Origin of the sequence: Alkalicoccus luteus, assembly GCF_052061695.1 — a bacterium.
Lineage (GTDB): Bacteria > Bacillota > Bacilli > Bacillales > Salisediminibacteriaceae > Alkalicoccus > Alkalicoccus luteus.
The window spans coordinates 27,001-43,836 of sequence record NZ_JBPZEY010000014.1; the positions used below are offsets into that span (position 1 = coordinate 27,001).

Consider the following 16,836-nt stretch of genomic DNA (forward strand, 5'->3'; position numbering starts at 1 on the left):
TGGACAGCCTCCTGTTCGTTGAATAAGTAGAGCTTACCGTTAATGAATTATTATGTCAATAATATTTTTAATATTTGTAACTATATTTCATTTATTTTTTTGATTTCTCTGACTTTTTGTATTTATCTGCTTGTAATGTTAGTTTGGGCCTGCAGCTTATTCTGCAGATGCTGATCTTATAAGGTTTGCAAGCTGCTAATTCGGCTCTTTAGAAGCAGGACGTTTTCCCACGCATTTCCAATCAAATTTGATATGATAAAGAAAACAAGTATTTGAGAAGCACTTTTTTTCACGAAAGAAGGTTTAGTACACTTCTACCTACGGGTAGTAGAATAGTACGTGACTATACGACTATTTTTAGGAATGATGCTTCCAGAAAACGTCGCGCACGTAACAGGAGGGAGATGACACCATGGCCATGAAAGAATCCGAATCTGTTGCTGATGTGATAAAAAGAGATGTAGAAAGACTGAAAGGCCAGATACGCAGAGAAACGGACAAGCTGGAGCGAAAAAAGGCAGCCGGCCGTAATCATAGAAGCGACTACATGATTATCCGCTCCAGACGGGACATTATTGCAATTGAATCAAAAATTCAAAGCTTGCAGTTCCGGCTTGAACAAAAGCAGACCGATCTCTCAAAAGCTCTCGCTGCCGAGCGGAGCAATTAACCAGTTAACCTTTCTGCATGATTGAAAAAGACCCCGGTCATTTCCATGGGAATGACCGGGGTCTTCTATGTTGCTTTACCTTTTTAGTTATAGACGCAGATTGCAGCAGGTGACTTCTTCAACTGGTGCCCTAATGCAAATACAGTGCCGACACCTGGTTTATGAGGAAGATTTTTCTCTTTTGGAGACGAGCACGAGCAGGAAAACAATACGCAATACCAACAGCGATCCTATGCGAGCACATTGTCTTCACCAAATATAAACGGTAATACGGTGTCAAACCCCCGGTACTCCCAGCGCATGAAGCAATGACAGCACAGCAATGGCAGCTGCAACTCCTCCCAAAAACATCCACACATCCTGCTTTCTCATCTTTCTATCCGCTTCCCTATACCAGCTGTCCTCGTTCTCTTCGCTGCTTGAATATCCATTTCTGCCTATTGTCGTCTGGTTCCTTACATGACTATTTAGGTTTCAGACATCATTACATGTCTTTTTATGGTAACCGTTTTCTTTTTAAGGTACAATATGGTAAATAAAAGAGAAGGAGGTAATGGTATGACTTCTATACCGAAGCAATCCATTACAAATAAGCTGACAGGAGAGCGCATCACGTTTCTCGAAAAAGCTCCGGCTGGTCAGGGCTACGAGAAAATCGAAGTATACCTGCCGCCGGGCGCTTCCGGTCCGCCCGTGCACTATCACGAAAAATTCGAGGAAATGTTTGAAGTCGTGTCGGGCAAGCTGCATATTGAGCGCAGCGGTGAACAGATGGACCTGAGTCCGGACAGCGGACGAATCAGTATTCCCATTAACACACCACATATGTTTAAAAACGCATCTACGTCCAGATCGGTTACGTTTCGCGTAACGCTCACCCCCGCCCACTATTTTCAGGAATCTATGTGCATTTTGTATGGACTGCTGGAGGATGGGCTTTATACGGAAGAAGGCCAGCTTGCTAACCCGCTTCATACTGCTGTCGTTCTTGACATGCAGAACACGATCGTAGAGGGAATGGAGATGCTGGAGGAATGGAAGGAAGAAGCTGAGCAGAAGGGCGTTCGTGAAGAGCTGATAGAAACCTACGTTCATTCATAAAGACGCGTCTATCCTGCTGTCACTGAAAATGCTCCAATTAGAAAGCCCGGCAGTCCTTAACAGGACTGCCGGGCCCATTTCACGTACTGCATTTAAGCAGAGTGGAGCAGCGTCGCAAGTGACGCCTCTCTGATTCGTTTTTCTTCTTCTGATACAAGATCATACTTTTTCAGCAGATGGAACATTTCGTTTAGTGCCGTCTGATGACTGGCTGTTTCCAGATAGCGGACACTTGCTTCATAGAGCTCTATTGGCAGATAGGACTTTTGAGATTCCAGCTTCTGCTGAACATCTTGTAAACTGTGATCGATCGAACAGGTCATGTTACATCCCTCCTTGCAACTGTGGTCATTATACGAAATTCTTTAGACTCCCGCAACAAAAGCTGCAATTGTGTCCAAAAATTGAACTTTTTTCACTCGTTCTATTGTAAATGCTTACATTAGCAGGTATTATAATGATTGCAATCATACATCCTGCATCGTGATGACGCGGAACAGCGACCCTGTCACCGGTTTCACGAAAATGCAGCTATCTAGTAAAACGCTACGTTGGCCGTTCAGCAGCGCACCTGCTGTCGTTTACCGTTGCCGTTCAAGGAGAAGACTATTCTCCTTGAAAAGGCAGCGGTTTTTTTATTGGCGGCTGATCAAAATCTTGACTACACAAAAGGGAGTGCAGCATGATGAATGGAAAATTAAAGAACCGCTGGCTGATCGCGCTGGCCGCTGTAGGTATTCACATTTCGATCGGCTCTGTCTATGCATGGAGCGTATTCACTAATCCGCTGTCTGAACAATTTGGCTGGAGCCTCAGCGCTATTTCCATGACGTTCAGTATCGCCATTGTTTTTCTCGGACTATCAGCTGCTTTTATGGGGCACTTTGTTGAGAAATACGGACCTCGCATTTCAGGTCTCGTTTCCGCATCCTTTTTCGGTGCCGGCTTGATAGGAGCTGGCTTTGCCGTTCAGGCAGAGTCACTCTATCTGCTTTATTTCACGTACGGAGCGCTCGGCGGCATCGGACTCGGCGTCGGTTATATCACGCCGGTATCCACCCTTGTGAAATGGTTTCCCGACCGGCGCGGCTTAGCGACAGGTCTTGCTATCATGGGCTTTGGTTTCGCTGCCATGATCGCCAGTCCCATTATGGCGTCGCTGATCGACTCTGTCGGCATTGCTTCTACCTTCTTTATTCTTGGTACCGCCTACTTTGTCATTATGTTTGCTTCTTCGCTGTACCTGGAGCGTCCGCCGGAAGGCTATATGAAGGAACTCCAGGCTGAAAAAGCGAAAAGCGGAGGCGATCTTTCCCAGCTCACTGCAAATGAAGCCGTGAAAACAAAACGCTTCTGGTTTCTTTGGATTATGCTGTTCATTAACGTGACCTGCGGGATCGCGATCCTGGCAGTTGCTTCACCGATGGGACAGGAAATTGCCGGACTTTCGGCGGCGGCTGCTGCAACGATGGTTGGAATCATGGGCTTCTTCAACGGGGCCGGACGACTGGCCTGGGCTTCGATTTCCGACTACATCGGACGACCGAACGTGTACACAGCATTTTTCGCCATTCAGATCGCAGCCTTCTTTATGCTTCCGTCGCTGACCCATGCAATCGCCTTCCAGGTCGTGCTGTTTTTAATCATGACATGTTACGGCGGCGGCTTTGCTTCAATCCCGGCCTATATTGGAGATATATTCGGAACGAAGCAGCTCGGCGCGATTCACGGCTACATTTTGACTGCCTGGGCGCTTGCCGGCCTTGCCGGACCAATCATTGCGGCACAGGTGCGGGAGATCACGGAAAGCTATGCAGCAACGCTTTATATCTTCGGCGGCATGTTTGTGATCGCCTTATTCGTCTCTCTCATTATCCGGGTCGACATCCGAAGACTTCGGGAAGCGAAAGCGGATCAGAAGCTCGCAAGTTGACAAGCGCTTCAGATAAGACTACGCTTTCTTTATACATTCACTGCAAAGGATTGGCGCTTGATGGGAAAATATGAAGCAGAATTCAGCAATCTCGTCCGTTCTTTCCGTAAACGGCATATGGGCAAAGGTCCAAGCAGGATTCAAACGACTTTCTGCAAAAACTGGGCGATATGCGAGATGGAAGGCAACCTCTCCCCAGTGGAGAAATTCATTGCCAGCGATCAGGACGGTCGTCAGATGCTGCGTGCAGCTCGAACCGAAATGGTAAAAAACATTTACCGCACACACCGGCCTGTTGAGATGGAAGACTTGCTGGAATGCAACTTCGTCGATTTATTTGTAGACATTGATATTGAACAGGATAAAGGCATGTCGATCTTTATTTTCGATGAGGATCTGGAGAAAAAATTCAGAAACGAAAAAGAAGGTTAGGCACTTGACAGCGTCCCTGTTAAAGACTCAACCACCGATTCCAGCACCCCGTTTTTTCGGGGTGCGGATGCGGTGGTTTTTTTATTACCTTTCAGGAGGAATGATCATGGGAAAGACAAAGCATAACGGACCGATGAAAAAAGCGAAAATGCCGGCACCGGAACATTGGGTGAGTCCTGTTCCCTTCGGCCTCGGCAAAGTAAAGCCGAAGCATATCCGCGACTCGTTTAAAACAATGTGGGAAAACAAGGACAACTTAAATTACGCTAAAAACATCATCACGAAAGGCGTCTGCGACGGCTGTGCCCTCGGCGTATCCGGACTGTATGATCAGACGCTCACCGGCCCGCACGTCTGCACGACCCGTTTTAACGTGCTGCGCCTGAATACGATGCCGGCAATAGACGAAGATGTCCTGCACTCGGACATTGATGAGCTTCGCAAGTATTCGTCGACCGAGCTGCGCAAGCTTGGCCGCATTCCTTACCCGCTCATCCGACGTCCCGGAGAACGCTCCTTCTCCCGCATCAGCTGGGATGACGCGATGGATCAGATTGCTGCCAAAATGAAGAAGCTTGATCCGAAGCAGTATGCGTTTTATATGACGTCCCGCGGCATCACCAATGAATCGTATTATGTCGGCGGAAAAGTGGCCCGTTTTCTCGGGACGAACAACGTTGATAATGCATCACGCATCTGTCATTCACCGAGTAAAACGGCACTGAAGCGCTCGATCGGTGTCGGCGCATCTACATCTAACTATCAGGACTGGATCGGTACCGACGTTTTGCTTTTCTGGGGAAGCGTTGCATCTAATTCATCACCTGTTTCCACAAAGTACATGCTTGAGGCAAAGAAAAAGGGTACGAAAATTATCGTCATTAACCCGTATAAAGAGCCTTCAATGGATAAATACTGGGTGCCGTCTGTTCCCGAGTCTGCTATTTTTGGTACGAAAGTGGCGGACGATTTCTATCAGGTAAACATCGGAGGCGATATCGCCTTCATGCACGGTATTATGAAGCACTGGTTTGATATGGAGGAAGAGGCGCACGGGTCTGCGATTAACCATGCATTCGTTGATGAACATGTGAATGATTATGAGCAGTTAAAACAGCACGTCGTTGCGCAATCATGGGATGAAATTATATCCTCTTCCGGCGTTAGTAAAGAACGGATCATCGAGCTTTCCGAGCTGCTCGCCAACAGTAAAAATGCCGTGTTTGCCTGGGCGCTCGGCCTCACAATGCACACCTTTGCGACCGATAACATTTCACAGGTCGCGAACCTGGCACTGCTGCGAGGCTTTCTCGGCAGAAAGCACGCAGGCCTGATGCCATTCCGCGGTCACTCTTCTGTTCAGGGGAGCGGTGAAATGGGCGCCGATCCGTTTGTCCTTCCCGGAGGCGACTATAAGGGGGATAACATTCCCCGCATTGAGAAGCTCTGGAACTTCAAGCTGCCGGCGTGGCAGGGTGATATTGTCGGCGTGAGTCTGGAGAACATTATGCTGCCCGAAGACCATGAACGAAAAATAAAGATGTACTATATGTCCGGCGGAAACTTCCTTGAAACGATGCCGGATCCGGATTTTATCGAAGAAGCACTCGCCAATTTGGAGATCCGCGTTCACCAAGATATCATTTTGAATACATCCACGCTAGTGGATGCAAGAGAAGCGGTCATTGTCCTGCCGGCGAAAACACGCTACGAGCAGGAAGGCGGCGGCACCTCGACGTCAACGGAGCGTATGGTTTATTTCTCTCCTGAAATCGAAGGCAACAAAAATAAAATTGAAGAAGCACGCGCGGAATGGAAGATTTATGTCGATCTCGCCAAACGCGTCAAGCCTGAAACAGCCCACCTTGTGGACTTTAAAACCGGACAGGAAATCCGCGATGAAATCGCTGTGGCGAATCCCGCCTATGAAGGTGTTCAGCATTTGAAGCGTCAAGGAGACGTGTTCCAGTGGGGCGGCGCATGGCTTTGCGAGGATGGCATCTGTCCGACAGAAGACGGCCGCGGAAACCTGATTCCGGTCGATATTCCGGACCTCAATCGCAAGCCAGGCGACTTTTACGTCACTACCCGGCGCGGCAAGCAGTTTAATTCCATGGTATATGGGGAGAAAGACCCGTTCAATCAGGCAGACCGCTATGACGTGCTCATCAGCAGCAACGACGCACGACGTCTCAGCATTCATGAAGGCGAAGCGGTCGTCGTGTATAACCAGCACGGCGTCTTTCAGGGTAAAGCCCGGATCGCCGAAATGGCCGATTCCAATATCGGCGTTCACTTCCCGGAAGGAAACTTCCTGCTGCCGAAAGGCCGCTACGAAAAATTTGCCGGCATACCGGACTACAACATCGCCGTGCAGGTTGAAAAAGCCGATCGCTACAACGCACGAAAAGATACGAAATACTACGAAAAACCGGTGGAAGACTTGGAGATGGCTCCCCCGTCTTAACGAATATGGATTACGTTTAGGAAGCAGAAAGGTTATTCGTTTGGCGGCAGCTCCTCTTCGCTGACCGGCAGAAGCAGTCGATTGTAAAGATGTACAGGTGATAACACGTAAGAAACAGCATAATGACCCGGAGGCTTGCTGCCTTCCGGGTTTTTTCGTTATGGGCGGTTAGAGGAGTGCGTGAGTGTCTGATCGAATAAGAGGAGCGGAAAGTTATTACGAGAGCGTGCCAACTTTTCATCAGCAGCAATAAACTTTTCAACCCTGGCGCTAAACTTTTCATTCTCAGGCTGAAACTTATCAGAGTTTTCAACTGGCGTTCGCGATAGCGAAAATCTTATCAAACTGGTGGCAGAAGTTTTCATTCTGAGCGTTCAACTTATCATTTCAACCCTGAGGTCGATTTTTCTGTTCAGCATGCATCAATGTCAAAGCAAAGAAAGCTTGATTGGACCCTGAAGCGCAAAAAAGTTTAACATTTACCGGGAAATGTTGAATGTTTACCCGCCTTCGTTAACGCTATTTTCGTTATACCACTCCTAAGTTGATACTCGTAAACATGTACCGGCCATTGTTAAAGCTTTTGCAGCAGAAGTTGAACACCTTGCCGGCAACGTTCATGCTTTCACCGCAAACGTTAACCATTTTCAACCAGCCTTCAGCCGATGTCCTCTGCTTCCCTATACATGCAGCGGCGGCTCCGCCTACACACGAAGAGACCCGGAAAACTGCTTCCAGGTCTCTCTTAATCAGGTTGTCGTTTGCGAGCTGCTCGTTTTTTTAGCAATGTCAGCAAACCGCCGGTAGGAGGCGTGCTGTTTTTCTTCATCGTAAATGTAGGACACGACCATGATTTCATCAGCGGCGAACCGGGACTGAAACTCCTGCAGCTGCCGGGAAACAGTTTCCTCACTGCCGGCAAGCGTCATGCTCGACATCGCCTGGGACATTGCTTTTTCCTGAGGTGACCAAATACCATCCATGGACGCGACAGGCGGCTGCAAAGGCTGCTGCGTGCCGCGGACTACGTTCAAAAAGAACTGCTGCATCGTCGTCTGCTCGCGGGCTGCTTCTTCGTCTGATTCCATCGCGATAACGTTTAGACAGACGATCATATGCGGCTTATCAAGCCACTCGGACGGCTGAAACTGCTCGCGGTATATGCGGATGGCCGCTTCCATCTGCTGCGGAGCAAAGTGAGCAGCAAATGCGTAAGGCAGTCCAAGCCGGGCAGCGAGAACGGCGGAATCTGTAGACGAACCGAGAATGTAAAGCGGTACGCCGGTTCCAACTCCCGGATGAGCTTTCACCTTCCCTTGTATTTCAGGGGGACCAAAATAGTGAAGCAAGTCCTGCACATCATCCGGAAACGAGTGAACCGCCGTATCCATGTGCGTCCGTCGCAGCGCTCTCGCTGTATTCATATCCGTTCCGGGAGCGCGTCCAAGACCGAGATCCACTCTTTCAGGATAAAGCTCAGCCAGTGTGCCAAACTGCTCGGCAACAACGAGCGGAGAATGGTTCGGCAGCATCATGCCGCCGGAACCGACACGGATCGAAGACGTTTCTTCCAGCGTCCTCTGAATCAATAACGGCGTAGCAGAGCTGACCAGGGTCGGCGTATTATGGTGCTCGGCAATCCAGTAGCGGGTGTAGCCGGCATCTTCAACGGAAGCTGCCAGTCTCGTCATAGCATCTATAGCGTCAGCGATCGTTTCGCCTTGTCTGACTGGTGCCAGATTTAAAGCGGAGACAGGTAATGCATGCATATCTATCAGAACCCTTTCTTTTTGTAAGTCATGTAACAGCTTACCAATCCCTCCTCCCTTCGTAAACGATTCTGCTCAGATCTTCATGCAAAGCGGCGAAAACAAACATTTATAAGAAAAGACCCGCCGGATAGCGGGTCTTCATTTAACGGTCTCGGTGTTTCTCATCCACGTCACTATCCTGCGGGAACTTTGGTGCATCCTCTGCTTGTTCGGCAGGATCCTCGGAGCTCATTGGATCCCCAATCTGGCTCGGACCTTCCGGATCGATGCTGCCTTCTGTTTTCTCGTCATCAAAGGCAGCTCCTGCTTCCATCTCCGGAGCCAGAACGACCATCCTGCCGTTGTCGAGCTCGGCCTCAAGTTTTTGGCCCTCTTCACCGGAAATACCGATTTTATCAAACGTAAAGCCTTCCGATCCTCCGTCCTGACCCTTAAATTCTGTCGTTCCTTTAAACGCGGTTTTTATCTTTTCCCAAAAGGACTGATCTTCCTCATTGCCTGTGCCTTCTTCCTGCTGAGGCTCCTCAATGCGTACATTCGTTTCGGACTTCAGCCAGTCTGCCGCATCACTGTCTCCGGCTGCTACGATAATTTCCTCCGGTCTGTGGCCGTCCAATTTTAATGATTCAACGGATTCTCTTACTTCTGACTCTGATGAGAATACTCCGACTACTCGTTTTTTCATGCTGTATGCCTCCTCCTTCTTTTTATCTCCTGTTCGTTCATATTCCCAATAAGTTGAAATAACTAAACATAGGCTGTCAGACTGCCTTTACCGAAGCTGTGGCACTGTATTACACTAAAGAAAGAGTTTGGAAGGAAAGGAGTTTTCATAATGCCGCGCTGGTGGGGGTTTTTTCTCGTGATTACAGGGGCAACGCTCTGGGGTCTTGGCGGAACCGTTTCACAATATGTATTTCAGGAATTTTCAATTCCGGTCAACTGGCTTGTCAGCCTGCGATTAATCGTTGCCGGATTACTGCTGCTCCTTGTACAGGCAGTCTGGAAGGACCGGCGGGAGCTTGTGCGCGTATGGACAACGAAGCAGACCGCGATTCCACTTGTCCTCTTCGGGATATTTGGCATGCTTGCTGTGCAGTACACGTACATGGCTTCTATCAGCTACGGAAATGCGGCCGTTGCCACCCTGCTTCAGTATACGGCGCCGGTGATGATCATCGGCTGGCTCCTGCTCCGCAGACAGTCCAGGCTGACAGTCCGTGATGCCGCTGCGGTCATGCTCGCGCTCGGCGGAACGTTTCTGCTGCTCACAAACGGATCCGTGCAGGCACTATCGGTTCCAGTTCCTGCAGTAATATGGGGGCTTTTGTCCGGTGCTGCGCTTGCCTTTTATACACTTTATGCTGTACCGCTGCTGAAACAGTTCTCGGCGCTTGTCATCGTAGGCTGGGCGATGGTGATCGGCGGCGCCCTCCTTTCTTTTTTGCACGCCCCCTGGGATATTCCGGCTGCCTCCCTTCCACTTTCGGCTTGGGCTGCACTCACGTTCATCGTCATTTTCGGTACGATGATCGCCTTCTGGTTTTATATTGAAAGCCTGCAGACGCTTCAGGCAAAAGAGACATCGCTTCTAGGGAGTCTTGAGCCTCTTTCAGCTGTGGCAGCGACAGTATGGTGGCTGCAGGAGCCGTTCGGCACTTATCAGTGGGTCGGCACCTTATTTATCTTCAGTATGATCTTTCTTGTTGCTGTAAAAGAAGAGAAGGCGGTTCCGGCACCGGCTGCGAAAGCTAAGAAGCGGACGCACACCGCTTCTTGAACAGCCTGTCGTACGGCTGATTACTTTGCACGATAGCGCAGCATTTTTAAACAAAACTGCTTAAATTCTTCATAGGATTGAAAGTATTTCTCCCGCCTGTTGTACCACTTACGAATTGTCTCCAGCAGCCAGAGCGGGAGCGCTTTTCCTCTTATTAAACTGTAAACCTCTTCATACGCCTCTTTTAAGTGCTCCCACCGCATGTCGTTTCCTGGCTTGCCGTATTCTGATACATCCAGTATTTTAATTCCGTTTTCCTGCAGCAGAATATTTTTCAAATGAATGTCTCTCGGATTTAAACCGCGCGACCGCACATACTGTCTTGCCTCCTCTACCTCTTCCACGGCAGTCTCCGGAATCTCAGTCCCCTGCAGCAGACAGTCGTAAAAGGTCGTTCCTGCCTCGAAGCTCATTACCAGCAGCCTGCCCTCCTGATACGTGCAGACAGGGAAATAGGCCGAACCTGCAAGCAGCTTATAAATCCGGAACTCTTCAGCTGCCTTCGCTTCTCTTCCCCCTGCGTAAAGCTTCACCGCATACTCCGGATGCTCTGCTGATTGAAAGACGGCAGCATCCGTTCCAATCCCGACACATCTGACACCTTCCGGAATACCGGAAACCAGAACCGGTTCATTATGATCCACTGCTGTGATGCTTATTTGATTCATTTGTTCAAGCCATGTTGTTTCCATTACGGGCCTCCTGTTTGCATGCTGCTAAACAACTGGCTGCAAGCAGCCGATACTAGGTATTGCAGTACTTTTTACCTGCATAAATGATACTAAAGGAGCCAGCATCATGAAGCACATACGTACAAAGATTCTAGCAGGGTTTCTCATTATCCTGCTTATTGCCGCCGTTCAGGGAATTGTTAACGGTATGTCTTTTCAATACATAAGCAGTGAATCAGAACAGATTTCAGAGTCAGAGCTTCCGCAGCTGGAGGCTGATCACTTTTTGTCATACGCCATGACAGAGCGGCTCGCGCTTGTCCGCGGCTTTTTGCTCACCGGTGATCCACGATTTGAAGAAAGCTTTGAAGCCGTTACGGCAGAGGCTGATGCGGTATCAGCAGAGGTGCTTCAGCAAACGTCAAACGAAGCGTCGATCAAAGCCATTCAGCAGGCCGAAGCCTGGACGGATGCAGTAAGGGAAAATGTCTTTCCAGTGTATCAGGATGGCCGGGAGCAAGAGGCACTTGCTTACATGAATTCCGCCGGCCGAACCGACGCAGAGGAGCTGATGGCTTATTTTCAGGGAGCTGCTGCCGATCGAAGCAGTCAGGTCGCACTCCGCGCTGAGAATGTAAATGAGTCGTCAAACCTATTGTTCCTGATCGCAGTCGGTGCCGGAGTTCTTGTCATCGTGACCGGCCTTGTTACTGCATTTGTGACAGCAGGTTCGATTGCAAAGCCTGTGCATTCTGTGACGAACAGACTTCGAGAGCTGGCAGACGGCAACCTTTCCGGTCCGGCGCTTCATGTCCGCACAAAAGACGAAACAAAAGCGATGGTAGACTCATTGAATCAAATGACAGAAAATAACCGCATTCTGCTGCAACAAATTGGATCTGTAGCAGCTGAGGTCGAAAATGGCAGCACAAGCCTCGCTCACGCTTCTGAGGATGTTCGGGGCGGATCTGCTCAAATAGCCTCCACTATGGAGCAGCTGGCTGCAGGCGCAGAAAATCAAGCTTCTGTCACGACGACCTTGAGCAGCTCGATGGCTTCCTTCAGCGAAACGATGGCTCAATCGAGCTCTAATGTCGAACAGGCACTTCAGTCCTCTGACGATGTTTTGAAGCTGACGGATTCAGGCACAAACGTGGTTCTTCGTTCAGGTGAATCCATGCAGCGGATTGATGAAAGAATGTCCAGCGCCGTTACCAAAATGGATGAGCTGCAGCTGAAAACCGATAACATTTCCAAGCTTGTGACCGTGATTGAAGATATCGCAGCACAGACGAACCTGTTAGCACTGAACGCAGCTATTGAGGCGGCGCGCGCCGGCGAGCAAGGCCGCGGCTTTGCAGTAGTCGCCGACGAGGTGAGGCGACTCGCTGAGCAGGTCACCGGCTCCGTTGCAGACATCACCAATATCGTTCACAGCGTACAGCAGGATTCTCTCTCCGTCGCAGAATCTCTGCAAAAAGGCTATGAGGAAACGAGCGAAGGCAGCAGCAATATGAAAGCGACCGAGCAGACGTTTACAGCTATTCAGGTGTCGATCACGGAGCTTGCTGATCAAATGAGAGAAATCGGTAAAAACGTAGCCGGTATGTCCGGCCAGACTTCGAAGATTCATGCTTCTCTCGGGGAGGCAGCAGCTTCAGCAGAGGAAGCCGCAGCCGGTATCCAGGAAACAACCGCTTCTGCCGAAGAAACAGACCGATCTATGGAACAGATGGCGTCAAGCGCTTCAAGCCTCTCCGGCAGCGCGAAAAGCCTGCGTACAGAATTAGATCGGTTTCGTTTATCATAATCCCCCGAATACGACAGCAAACGGCACGAAGCCGGCGATCCCTAACTTAATCGCCGGCTTCTGTTGCATTGCTTATGCCTTTGTCCAAGCCGTCTGCAGTGGAATGCCTGCTGCTTCAAGCGTCGTATACACGGGACAGCGCGCATCTGTTTTTCGCTGCAGTTCATCGATCCGCTCGTCTGATTCATCGGTATGGACGGCCGCTTTTACCGTCACTTCCTGAAAATACGGTTTCACGCCTTCTTCTCCCTGCAAACCTCGCAAATCGATATAACCGCTAACCTTGAAGTCGATCTTATCAAGATTAAAATCCATTTCGTCTGCAACCATATGCGCGATGACATTCTCACAGCCTGCAAGAGAGGCAAGCAGGTTCGTCAACGGGTCCTGCCCTTCATCGTTTCCACCCATCGCAGGCGGTTCATCGATGACGATTGTATGCTTGTCCGATGCCACCTCTGTTTTCATTCCTTGACCAGTGCCTGCTACTTCAAAATCTACTCGTTTCATATTACGGACTCCTCCTTTAAATGATTGTCTCTGCTGCTATACCCGACTTTATCCACATTTAAATGTTCCATTTGCGGAACGTTTCGAGGATCAGTCCATTTCATGATTTTACAAATTATCCGTATTTGGCTGATGGAAAGAGCACGACAGCGCTTATGTCGCTGTTTTGCATCCCACAGTCTCATAGATACTAGAAATCCGCTCTGATCTTACAGCCGCAAGGGGCGAAACGCTTCTCGGCAGTGTGTTACACTCACCACTAAGTTATTCGTTAGGGGGAGTTATCCGATGAAAAAACAATGGACATTAACAACCGCAGCAGCGTCTGCGATGCTGATTCTCGCAGCTTGCGGCGGCAACGAAGGCAATACAGAAGAAGCACCTGAAAATGGCGGTATGAACAATAATTCCGAACAAGAAATGAACGATGAAGAAGCTGCAGAAGACCCTGAAGGAGCCGATGAGCTTGCTGACATGGGAGAGCAGGACATGCCTGAAGCAGAAACAGATGATCTTCCGGAGGTTGTTGCGGAAGTAAACGGCGAAGAAATTGAACGCGACGAATTCGCGGTTACCTATGAAAACATGTTCATGCAGGCTGCCCAGCAGGCACAGATGACTGGTGAAGAAATTGACCAGCAGGAGCTTCAGGAAGAGCTCGTGCAGAATATGGTAGATCTGGAGCTGATGGTGCAGGAAGCAGAAGAGCAAGGCTTTGAAGCATCGGAAGAGGAAGTGAACGAACTGTTTGACGAGCTGGCTGCTCAAAGCGGCATGGAATCCGGCGATGAATTTGTTGCAGCGCTGGAAGAACAGGGTGAAGATGTAGAAAATCTGCAGGAAGAAGCAGAAATGCAGATTAAAGTCGATGAACTGATCGCTTCAGAGGCCGGCGACGTTGATCCTTCCGAGGAAGAGGTTGAAGAGTATTACGAGCAGCTCGTCGCCCAGCAGGAAGAAATGGCCGGCGGTGAAGGCGGCGAAGAAATGGAAATGCCTGAATTTGAAGAAATTCAGCCTGAATTGGAAGAACAGCTGCGCGCTGAACAGGAAGCCGAGTATTCCCAGACGCTGGCTCAGGAACTGCGTGAAAATGCAGATGTAACGATTCACCTCTAACACATTGTTATAACCTAAAGGACCGTTTCAGCAACTTGCTGAGACGGTCCTTTTTGCTGACTGATCCAGTTGACTGAATCCGGAGCCTGGAGTAAATCCGGTGCAGGCTCTTCCCGATCCAGCCCCCACATTCCCGACAGGCACACACCGACTGTAAGGCTCCGGTATACCTTCCTATTCCCGTTCTGAGCCGTCAGCTAGTGAACGTTTTGTGAAGCTTTTCACGCTATTCTCCTCTGAGCATCGCATCCCGCTCTTCGTCACTCAGATCCCGGTGTACTTCATGGAGCATCCACTGATACCCGAATGGATCCATAAACACTGCATTGGATATGCCGTACTTCTCCATGGTTGTGACAGGCTGCATATTTCTGCATCCGCCTGCTATGGCGTTGTTATACGATTTATGAATGTCCGGTACTGTTACGTTAATCCAGATTGGCAGCGGCTCCTCACCAGAAGGTGCCTTCATGCCGTATGCTTCGTTTTCATCGAGCAGATGTATTTCTGTACCATAAATCGAAAAAATCACTTCATTCTGACCTTGCTGGAGATCAGTTACAGTCAGACGTTGAACATCAAAAATCGTTTCATATAAGCGCAGTGCATCCAAACTGTCATGGACAATCAGATCAATTTCAATACCTGTTTTCATGCGCAGGTCCTCCCCCGTGTTAAAATCGCTCCATTTAAGCTTATCATGTTTATTTAGAGAATACACTTGTACATATGGAATGTATTTTATATAATAGACGCATAAGCACCCCGCTTATTTTTTTACTCCATGGAGTCCCGTCGGCCATCCTTGTGCCACGGGAACTTTTTGTTCAGACGGGCTGATCAGTCTTTTCCTCATTTTATAAAGGAGGTTGTAGACATGGCAGTGATGGACAGAACGAAAGGCACCCGCAAGCTTCTTTACACGAGACGTGCACACCGGTTTGAACGAAAGAATAAGTGCATCGACTGCAGAGGCCGCGGCGTTACGAAAGCGTATGTCAGTGAATACAGCTATGAGCCGGCCGAGCAGTGCCGTTCATGCAGAGGTTCCGGAACCTATGAGGATTATAAGCGATATGGGCGAAAATCAATGGCATAAACGAAGAGCGTTCCATTAAACGGGGACGCTCTTTTCTATGCGGCGGCCGGCCTTTTCCCAAACCGCCGCTTCATGATAAGCTTGCACTAAACAAAACGAAAGCAGAAGGTGATGATCGTGGATAAACAGCAGATCGACGGCCAGATTTTAGAGTTGAAGGATGAGTATGTACAGCTGCAGAACAACCTGGATAAGCTTGAGTCCATTGGCGGTAATCTGGCTCCGCTGGAAAAACGGCTGAGCGATATTGAGGTTGAACTGAAGGAATTGAATGCTCGGAAGCAGGAGCTTTCTTAATCGTAAAAGCAGCATGTCCCCTGACAATGACATGCTGCTTATTATGCAGGTATTAAATTATAGAAAGATGCGTCACTACAACTCGGCAGGCTTGCCGTGGACGAGCTCCTCAGCTTCCTCGATTCGCTGCGGGATCTTCCCAGCTCGTTCTTCCACAGGCGTCCGCCGGTTTTCGTTGCGCTTCTATTCGCTAAAACAAAAGAGAGATCGTTTTGTTCTTTGTCTTTCCGCTCAGGAACAGGAAAGACAAGGTGATTCTCAAGACGCCTCTAAAAGGGGAAAGCTTAAAGACCATCCCGTTCGCAAGGAAAAGATAGCGAAAAGACTTCTTTGTTATAAGCGTGTTTTCTTCCTATCAACACTAATCATTAATCATGTTCTGCTCAACACTAAAATTCCTTTGGTGTCTTTATTTTAAATCAATCTACTTCAAATAACATCTGAAACCTATCAAAATTATATGGATAGGCATTTTCTCCACCAAATTTTTTTGGTTTAAATTCATTGCTATATTCAAACTCTACTTCCCACTTCGTTATATTGAGCACGTTGAATTCATCATGTTTAGCAGAGTATCGTCTACGCCATTCACCAATATGCAAGTTTTTAAGCTCATATAAAAAAACGGTTTTTGTCACGTTTTTTTTATGACGTTTTTTGATTAAACCATGTTCTCTAAATTCAGAAAGGGTTATTATATCATTTAAAACTTCTATAACATATTTATGGAAGATATCGGAGCTCTTTTTAATACGAAAGGTTATTTTGCTGATAGAATAAATGTTTTCATCAAATTCAGCTGCTCTCGCTTCAGATTCAGACAAGATGTAAGTTCCCCCTGCTTCAGCGTAAGCTTGCTTAGCCATTTTTAAATATTCACGAGTCCAGTAAAGTTGAGTTTCTTCGCTTGGTTGCATAAAAATCTTTATATCCTCATACGGGTTTTCCATTGAATTTTTGAGGCTGCCTATCCTCTGCTTAAGTCCCCTTATGGAGGTCATAATCTGCTCTTTTGATTTCCCGTTCAGGTGCTCCTCGTAATACCACTCAGGACTAATCATCATATTCAACAGCCCCTTTGTATAATTAATTCAATTTTCACTCGAACTTGTTACAGGCTAACTATTTTTACGGTTCTAAATAAAGTTCATTAATTCATTCACAAAAGGTTTAGC

At 48.4% G+C, this 16,836-nt stretch carries 17 protein-coding genes; 10 read left to right on the forward strand and 7 right to left on the reverse strand.

All coding sequences use genetic code 11. From position 1 onward, the window contains the following. The first annotated feature begins 412 nt into the window (after nucleotides 1-412). Nucleotides 413-670 (forward strand): hypothetical protein, encoded by a 258-nt coding sequence (locus ACSZLD_RS15430; RefSeq protein ID WP_377907620.1) that lies wholly within the window; start codon nucleotides 413-415, stop codon nucleotides 668-670. A 558-nt stretch (nucleotides 671-1,228) separates the two neighbouring features. Beyond that, nucleotides 1,229-1,771 (forward strand): cupin domain-containing protein, encoded by a 543-nt coding sequence (locus ACSZLD_RS15435; protein WP_377907619.1) that lies wholly within the window; start codon nucleotides 1,229-1,231, stop codon nucleotides 1,769-1,771. A 92-nt stretch (nucleotides 1,772-1,863) separates the two neighbouring features. On the opposite strand, the gene ACSZLD_RS15440 is transcribed toward ACSZLD_RS15435, so the two are convergent. Further along, nucleotides 1,864-2,094, reverse strand: coding sequence for a hypothetical protein (locus tag ACSZLD_RS15440; RefSeq protein ID WP_377907618.1), 231 nt, complete (start codon nucleotides 2,092-2,094; stop codon nucleotides 1,864-1,866). Nucleotides 2,095-2,456: 362 nt separating this feature from the next. Between ACSZLD_RS15440 and ACSZLD_RS15445 the strand changes: the two genes are divergently transcribed. The 3 genes from ACSZLD_RS15445 to ACSZLD_RS15455 all read left to right on the forward strand — a co-directional run bounded on the left by ACSZLD_RS15445 (nucleotide 2,457) and on the right by ACSZLD_RS15455 (nucleotide 6,603). Further along, entirely contained in the window at nucleotides 2,457-3,704 is a 1,248-nt protein-coding gene (locus ACSZLD_RS15445; protein ID WP_444685704.1) for an L-lactate MFS transporter, read from the forward strand. 60 nt (nucleotides 3,705-3,764) lie between these two features. Continuing rightward, a complete protein-coding gene (locus tag ACSZLD_RS15450; protein WP_168008158.1) occupies nucleotides 3,765-4,136 on the forward strand; it encodes a Na-translocating system protein MpsC family protein in 372 nt (123 codons plus the stop codon). Between the two features lie 106 nt (nucleotides 4,137-4,242). Then, on the forward strand, nucleotides 4,243-6,603 hold the full coding sequence (locus ACSZLD_RS15455; RefSeq protein WP_444685705.1) for an FdhF/YdeP family oxidoreductase: 2,361 nt from the start codon (nucleotides 4,243-4,245) through the stop codon (nucleotides 6,601-6,603). Nucleotides 6,604-7,352: 749 nt separating this feature from the next. Here the strand turns inward: ACSZLD_RS15455 and ACSZLD_RS15460 are convergent. Together ACSZLD_RS15460 and ACSZLD_RS15465 are read right to left on the reverse strand one after the other, a co-directional pair. Then, nucleotides 7,353-8,372 carry an LLM class flavin-dependent oxidoreductase gene (locus ACSZLD_RS15460; RefSeq protein ID WP_444685706.1) on the reverse strand — a complete coding sequence of 340 codons (1,020 nt, stop codon included), beginning with the start codon at nucleotides 8,370-8,372 and terminating at the stop codon, nucleotides 7,353-7,355. Nucleotides 8,373-8,517: 145 nt separating this feature from the next. Beyond that, entirely contained in the window at nucleotides 8,518-9,060 is a 543-nt protein-coding gene (locus ACSZLD_RS15465; protein ID WP_444685707.1) for a general stress protein, read from the reverse strand. 150 nt (nucleotides 9,061-9,210) lie between these two features. Here ACSZLD_RS15465 and ACSZLD_RS15470 point away from each other — a divergent pair, with 150 nt between their 5' ends. Further along, on the forward strand, nucleotides 9,211-10,155 hold the full coding sequence (locus tag ACSZLD_RS15470; RefSeq protein ID WP_444685708.1) for an EamA family transporter: 945 nt from the start codon (nucleotides 9,211-9,213) through the stop codon (nucleotides 10,153-10,155). A gap of 20 nt (nucleotides 10,156-10,175) precedes the next feature. On the opposite strand, the gene ACSZLD_RS15475 is transcribed toward ACSZLD_RS15470, so the two are convergent. Next, the gene (locus ACSZLD_RS15475; RefSeq protein WP_377907612.1) at nucleotides 10,176-10,847 is read right to left on the reverse strand and encodes a phosphotransferase family protein; all 672 of its coding nucleotides are present in this window, start codon (nucleotides 10,845-10,847) and stop codon (nucleotides 10,176-10,178) included. Nucleotides 10,848-10,953: 106 nt separating this feature from the next. Between ACSZLD_RS15475 and ACSZLD_RS15480 the strand changes: the two genes are divergently transcribed. Then, nucleotides 10,954-12,636 carry a methyl-accepting chemotaxis protein gene (locus ACSZLD_RS15480; protein WP_444685709.1) on the forward strand — a complete coding sequence of 561 codons (1,683 nt, stop codon included), beginning with the start codon at nucleotides 10,954-10,956 and terminating at the stop codon, nucleotides 12,634-12,636. A 72-nt stretch (nucleotides 12,637-12,708) separates the two neighbouring features. Here ACSZLD_RS15480 and ACSZLD_RS15485 read toward each other — a convergent pair whose 3' ends face one another. Beyond that, nucleotides 12,709-13,146, reverse strand: coding sequence for an OsmC family protein (locus tag ACSZLD_RS15485; RefSeq protein WP_377907611.1), 438 nt, complete (start codon nucleotides 13,144-13,146; stop codon nucleotides 12,709-12,711). A gap of 288 nt (nucleotides 13,147-13,434) precedes the next feature. On the opposite strand from ACSZLD_RS15485, the gene ACSZLD_RS15490 reads away from it, so the two are divergent. Then, nucleotides 13,435-14,265: a SurA N-terminal domain-containing protein gene (locus tag ACSZLD_RS15490; RefSeq protein WP_444685710.1), complete on the forward strand. Its 831-nt coding sequence runs from the start codon at nucleotides 13,435-13,437 to the stop codon at nucleotides 14,263-14,265. A 226-nt stretch (nucleotides 14,266-14,491) separates the two neighbouring features. Here the strand turns inward: ACSZLD_RS15490 and ACSZLD_RS15495 are convergent, their stop codons facing one another. Then, nucleotides 14,492-14,920, reverse strand: coding sequence for a VOC family protein (locus ACSZLD_RS15495; protein ID WP_377907609.1), 429 nt, complete (start codon nucleotides 14,918-14,920; stop codon nucleotides 14,492-14,494). Between the two features lie 222 nt (nucleotides 14,921-15,142). Between ACSZLD_RS15495 and ACSZLD_RS15500 the strand changes: the two genes are divergently transcribed. Continuing rightward, on the forward strand, nucleotides 15,143-15,364 hold the full coding sequence (locus ACSZLD_RS15500) for a hypothetical protein (RefSeq protein ID WP_168008178.1): 222 nt from the start codon (nucleotides 15,143-15,145) through the stop codon (nucleotides 15,362-15,364). A gap of 117 nt (nucleotides 15,365-15,481) precedes the next feature. Next, nucleotides 15,482-15,661, forward strand: a complete 180-nt coding sequence (locus ACSZLD_RS15505) for an SE1832 family protein (protein ID WP_377907608.1) — start codon at nucleotides 15,482-15,484, stop codon at nucleotides 15,659-15,661. A 419-nt stretch (nucleotides 15,662-16,080) separates the two neighbouring features. Here the strand turns inward: ACSZLD_RS15505 and ACSZLD_RS15510 are convergent, their stop codons facing one another. Then, a complete protein-coding gene (locus ACSZLD_RS15510; RefSeq protein ID WP_444685711.1) occupies nucleotides 16,081-16,725 on the reverse strand; it encodes a hypothetical protein in 645 nt (214 codons plus the stop codon). Nucleotides 16,726-16,836: the final 111 nt, after the last annotated feature.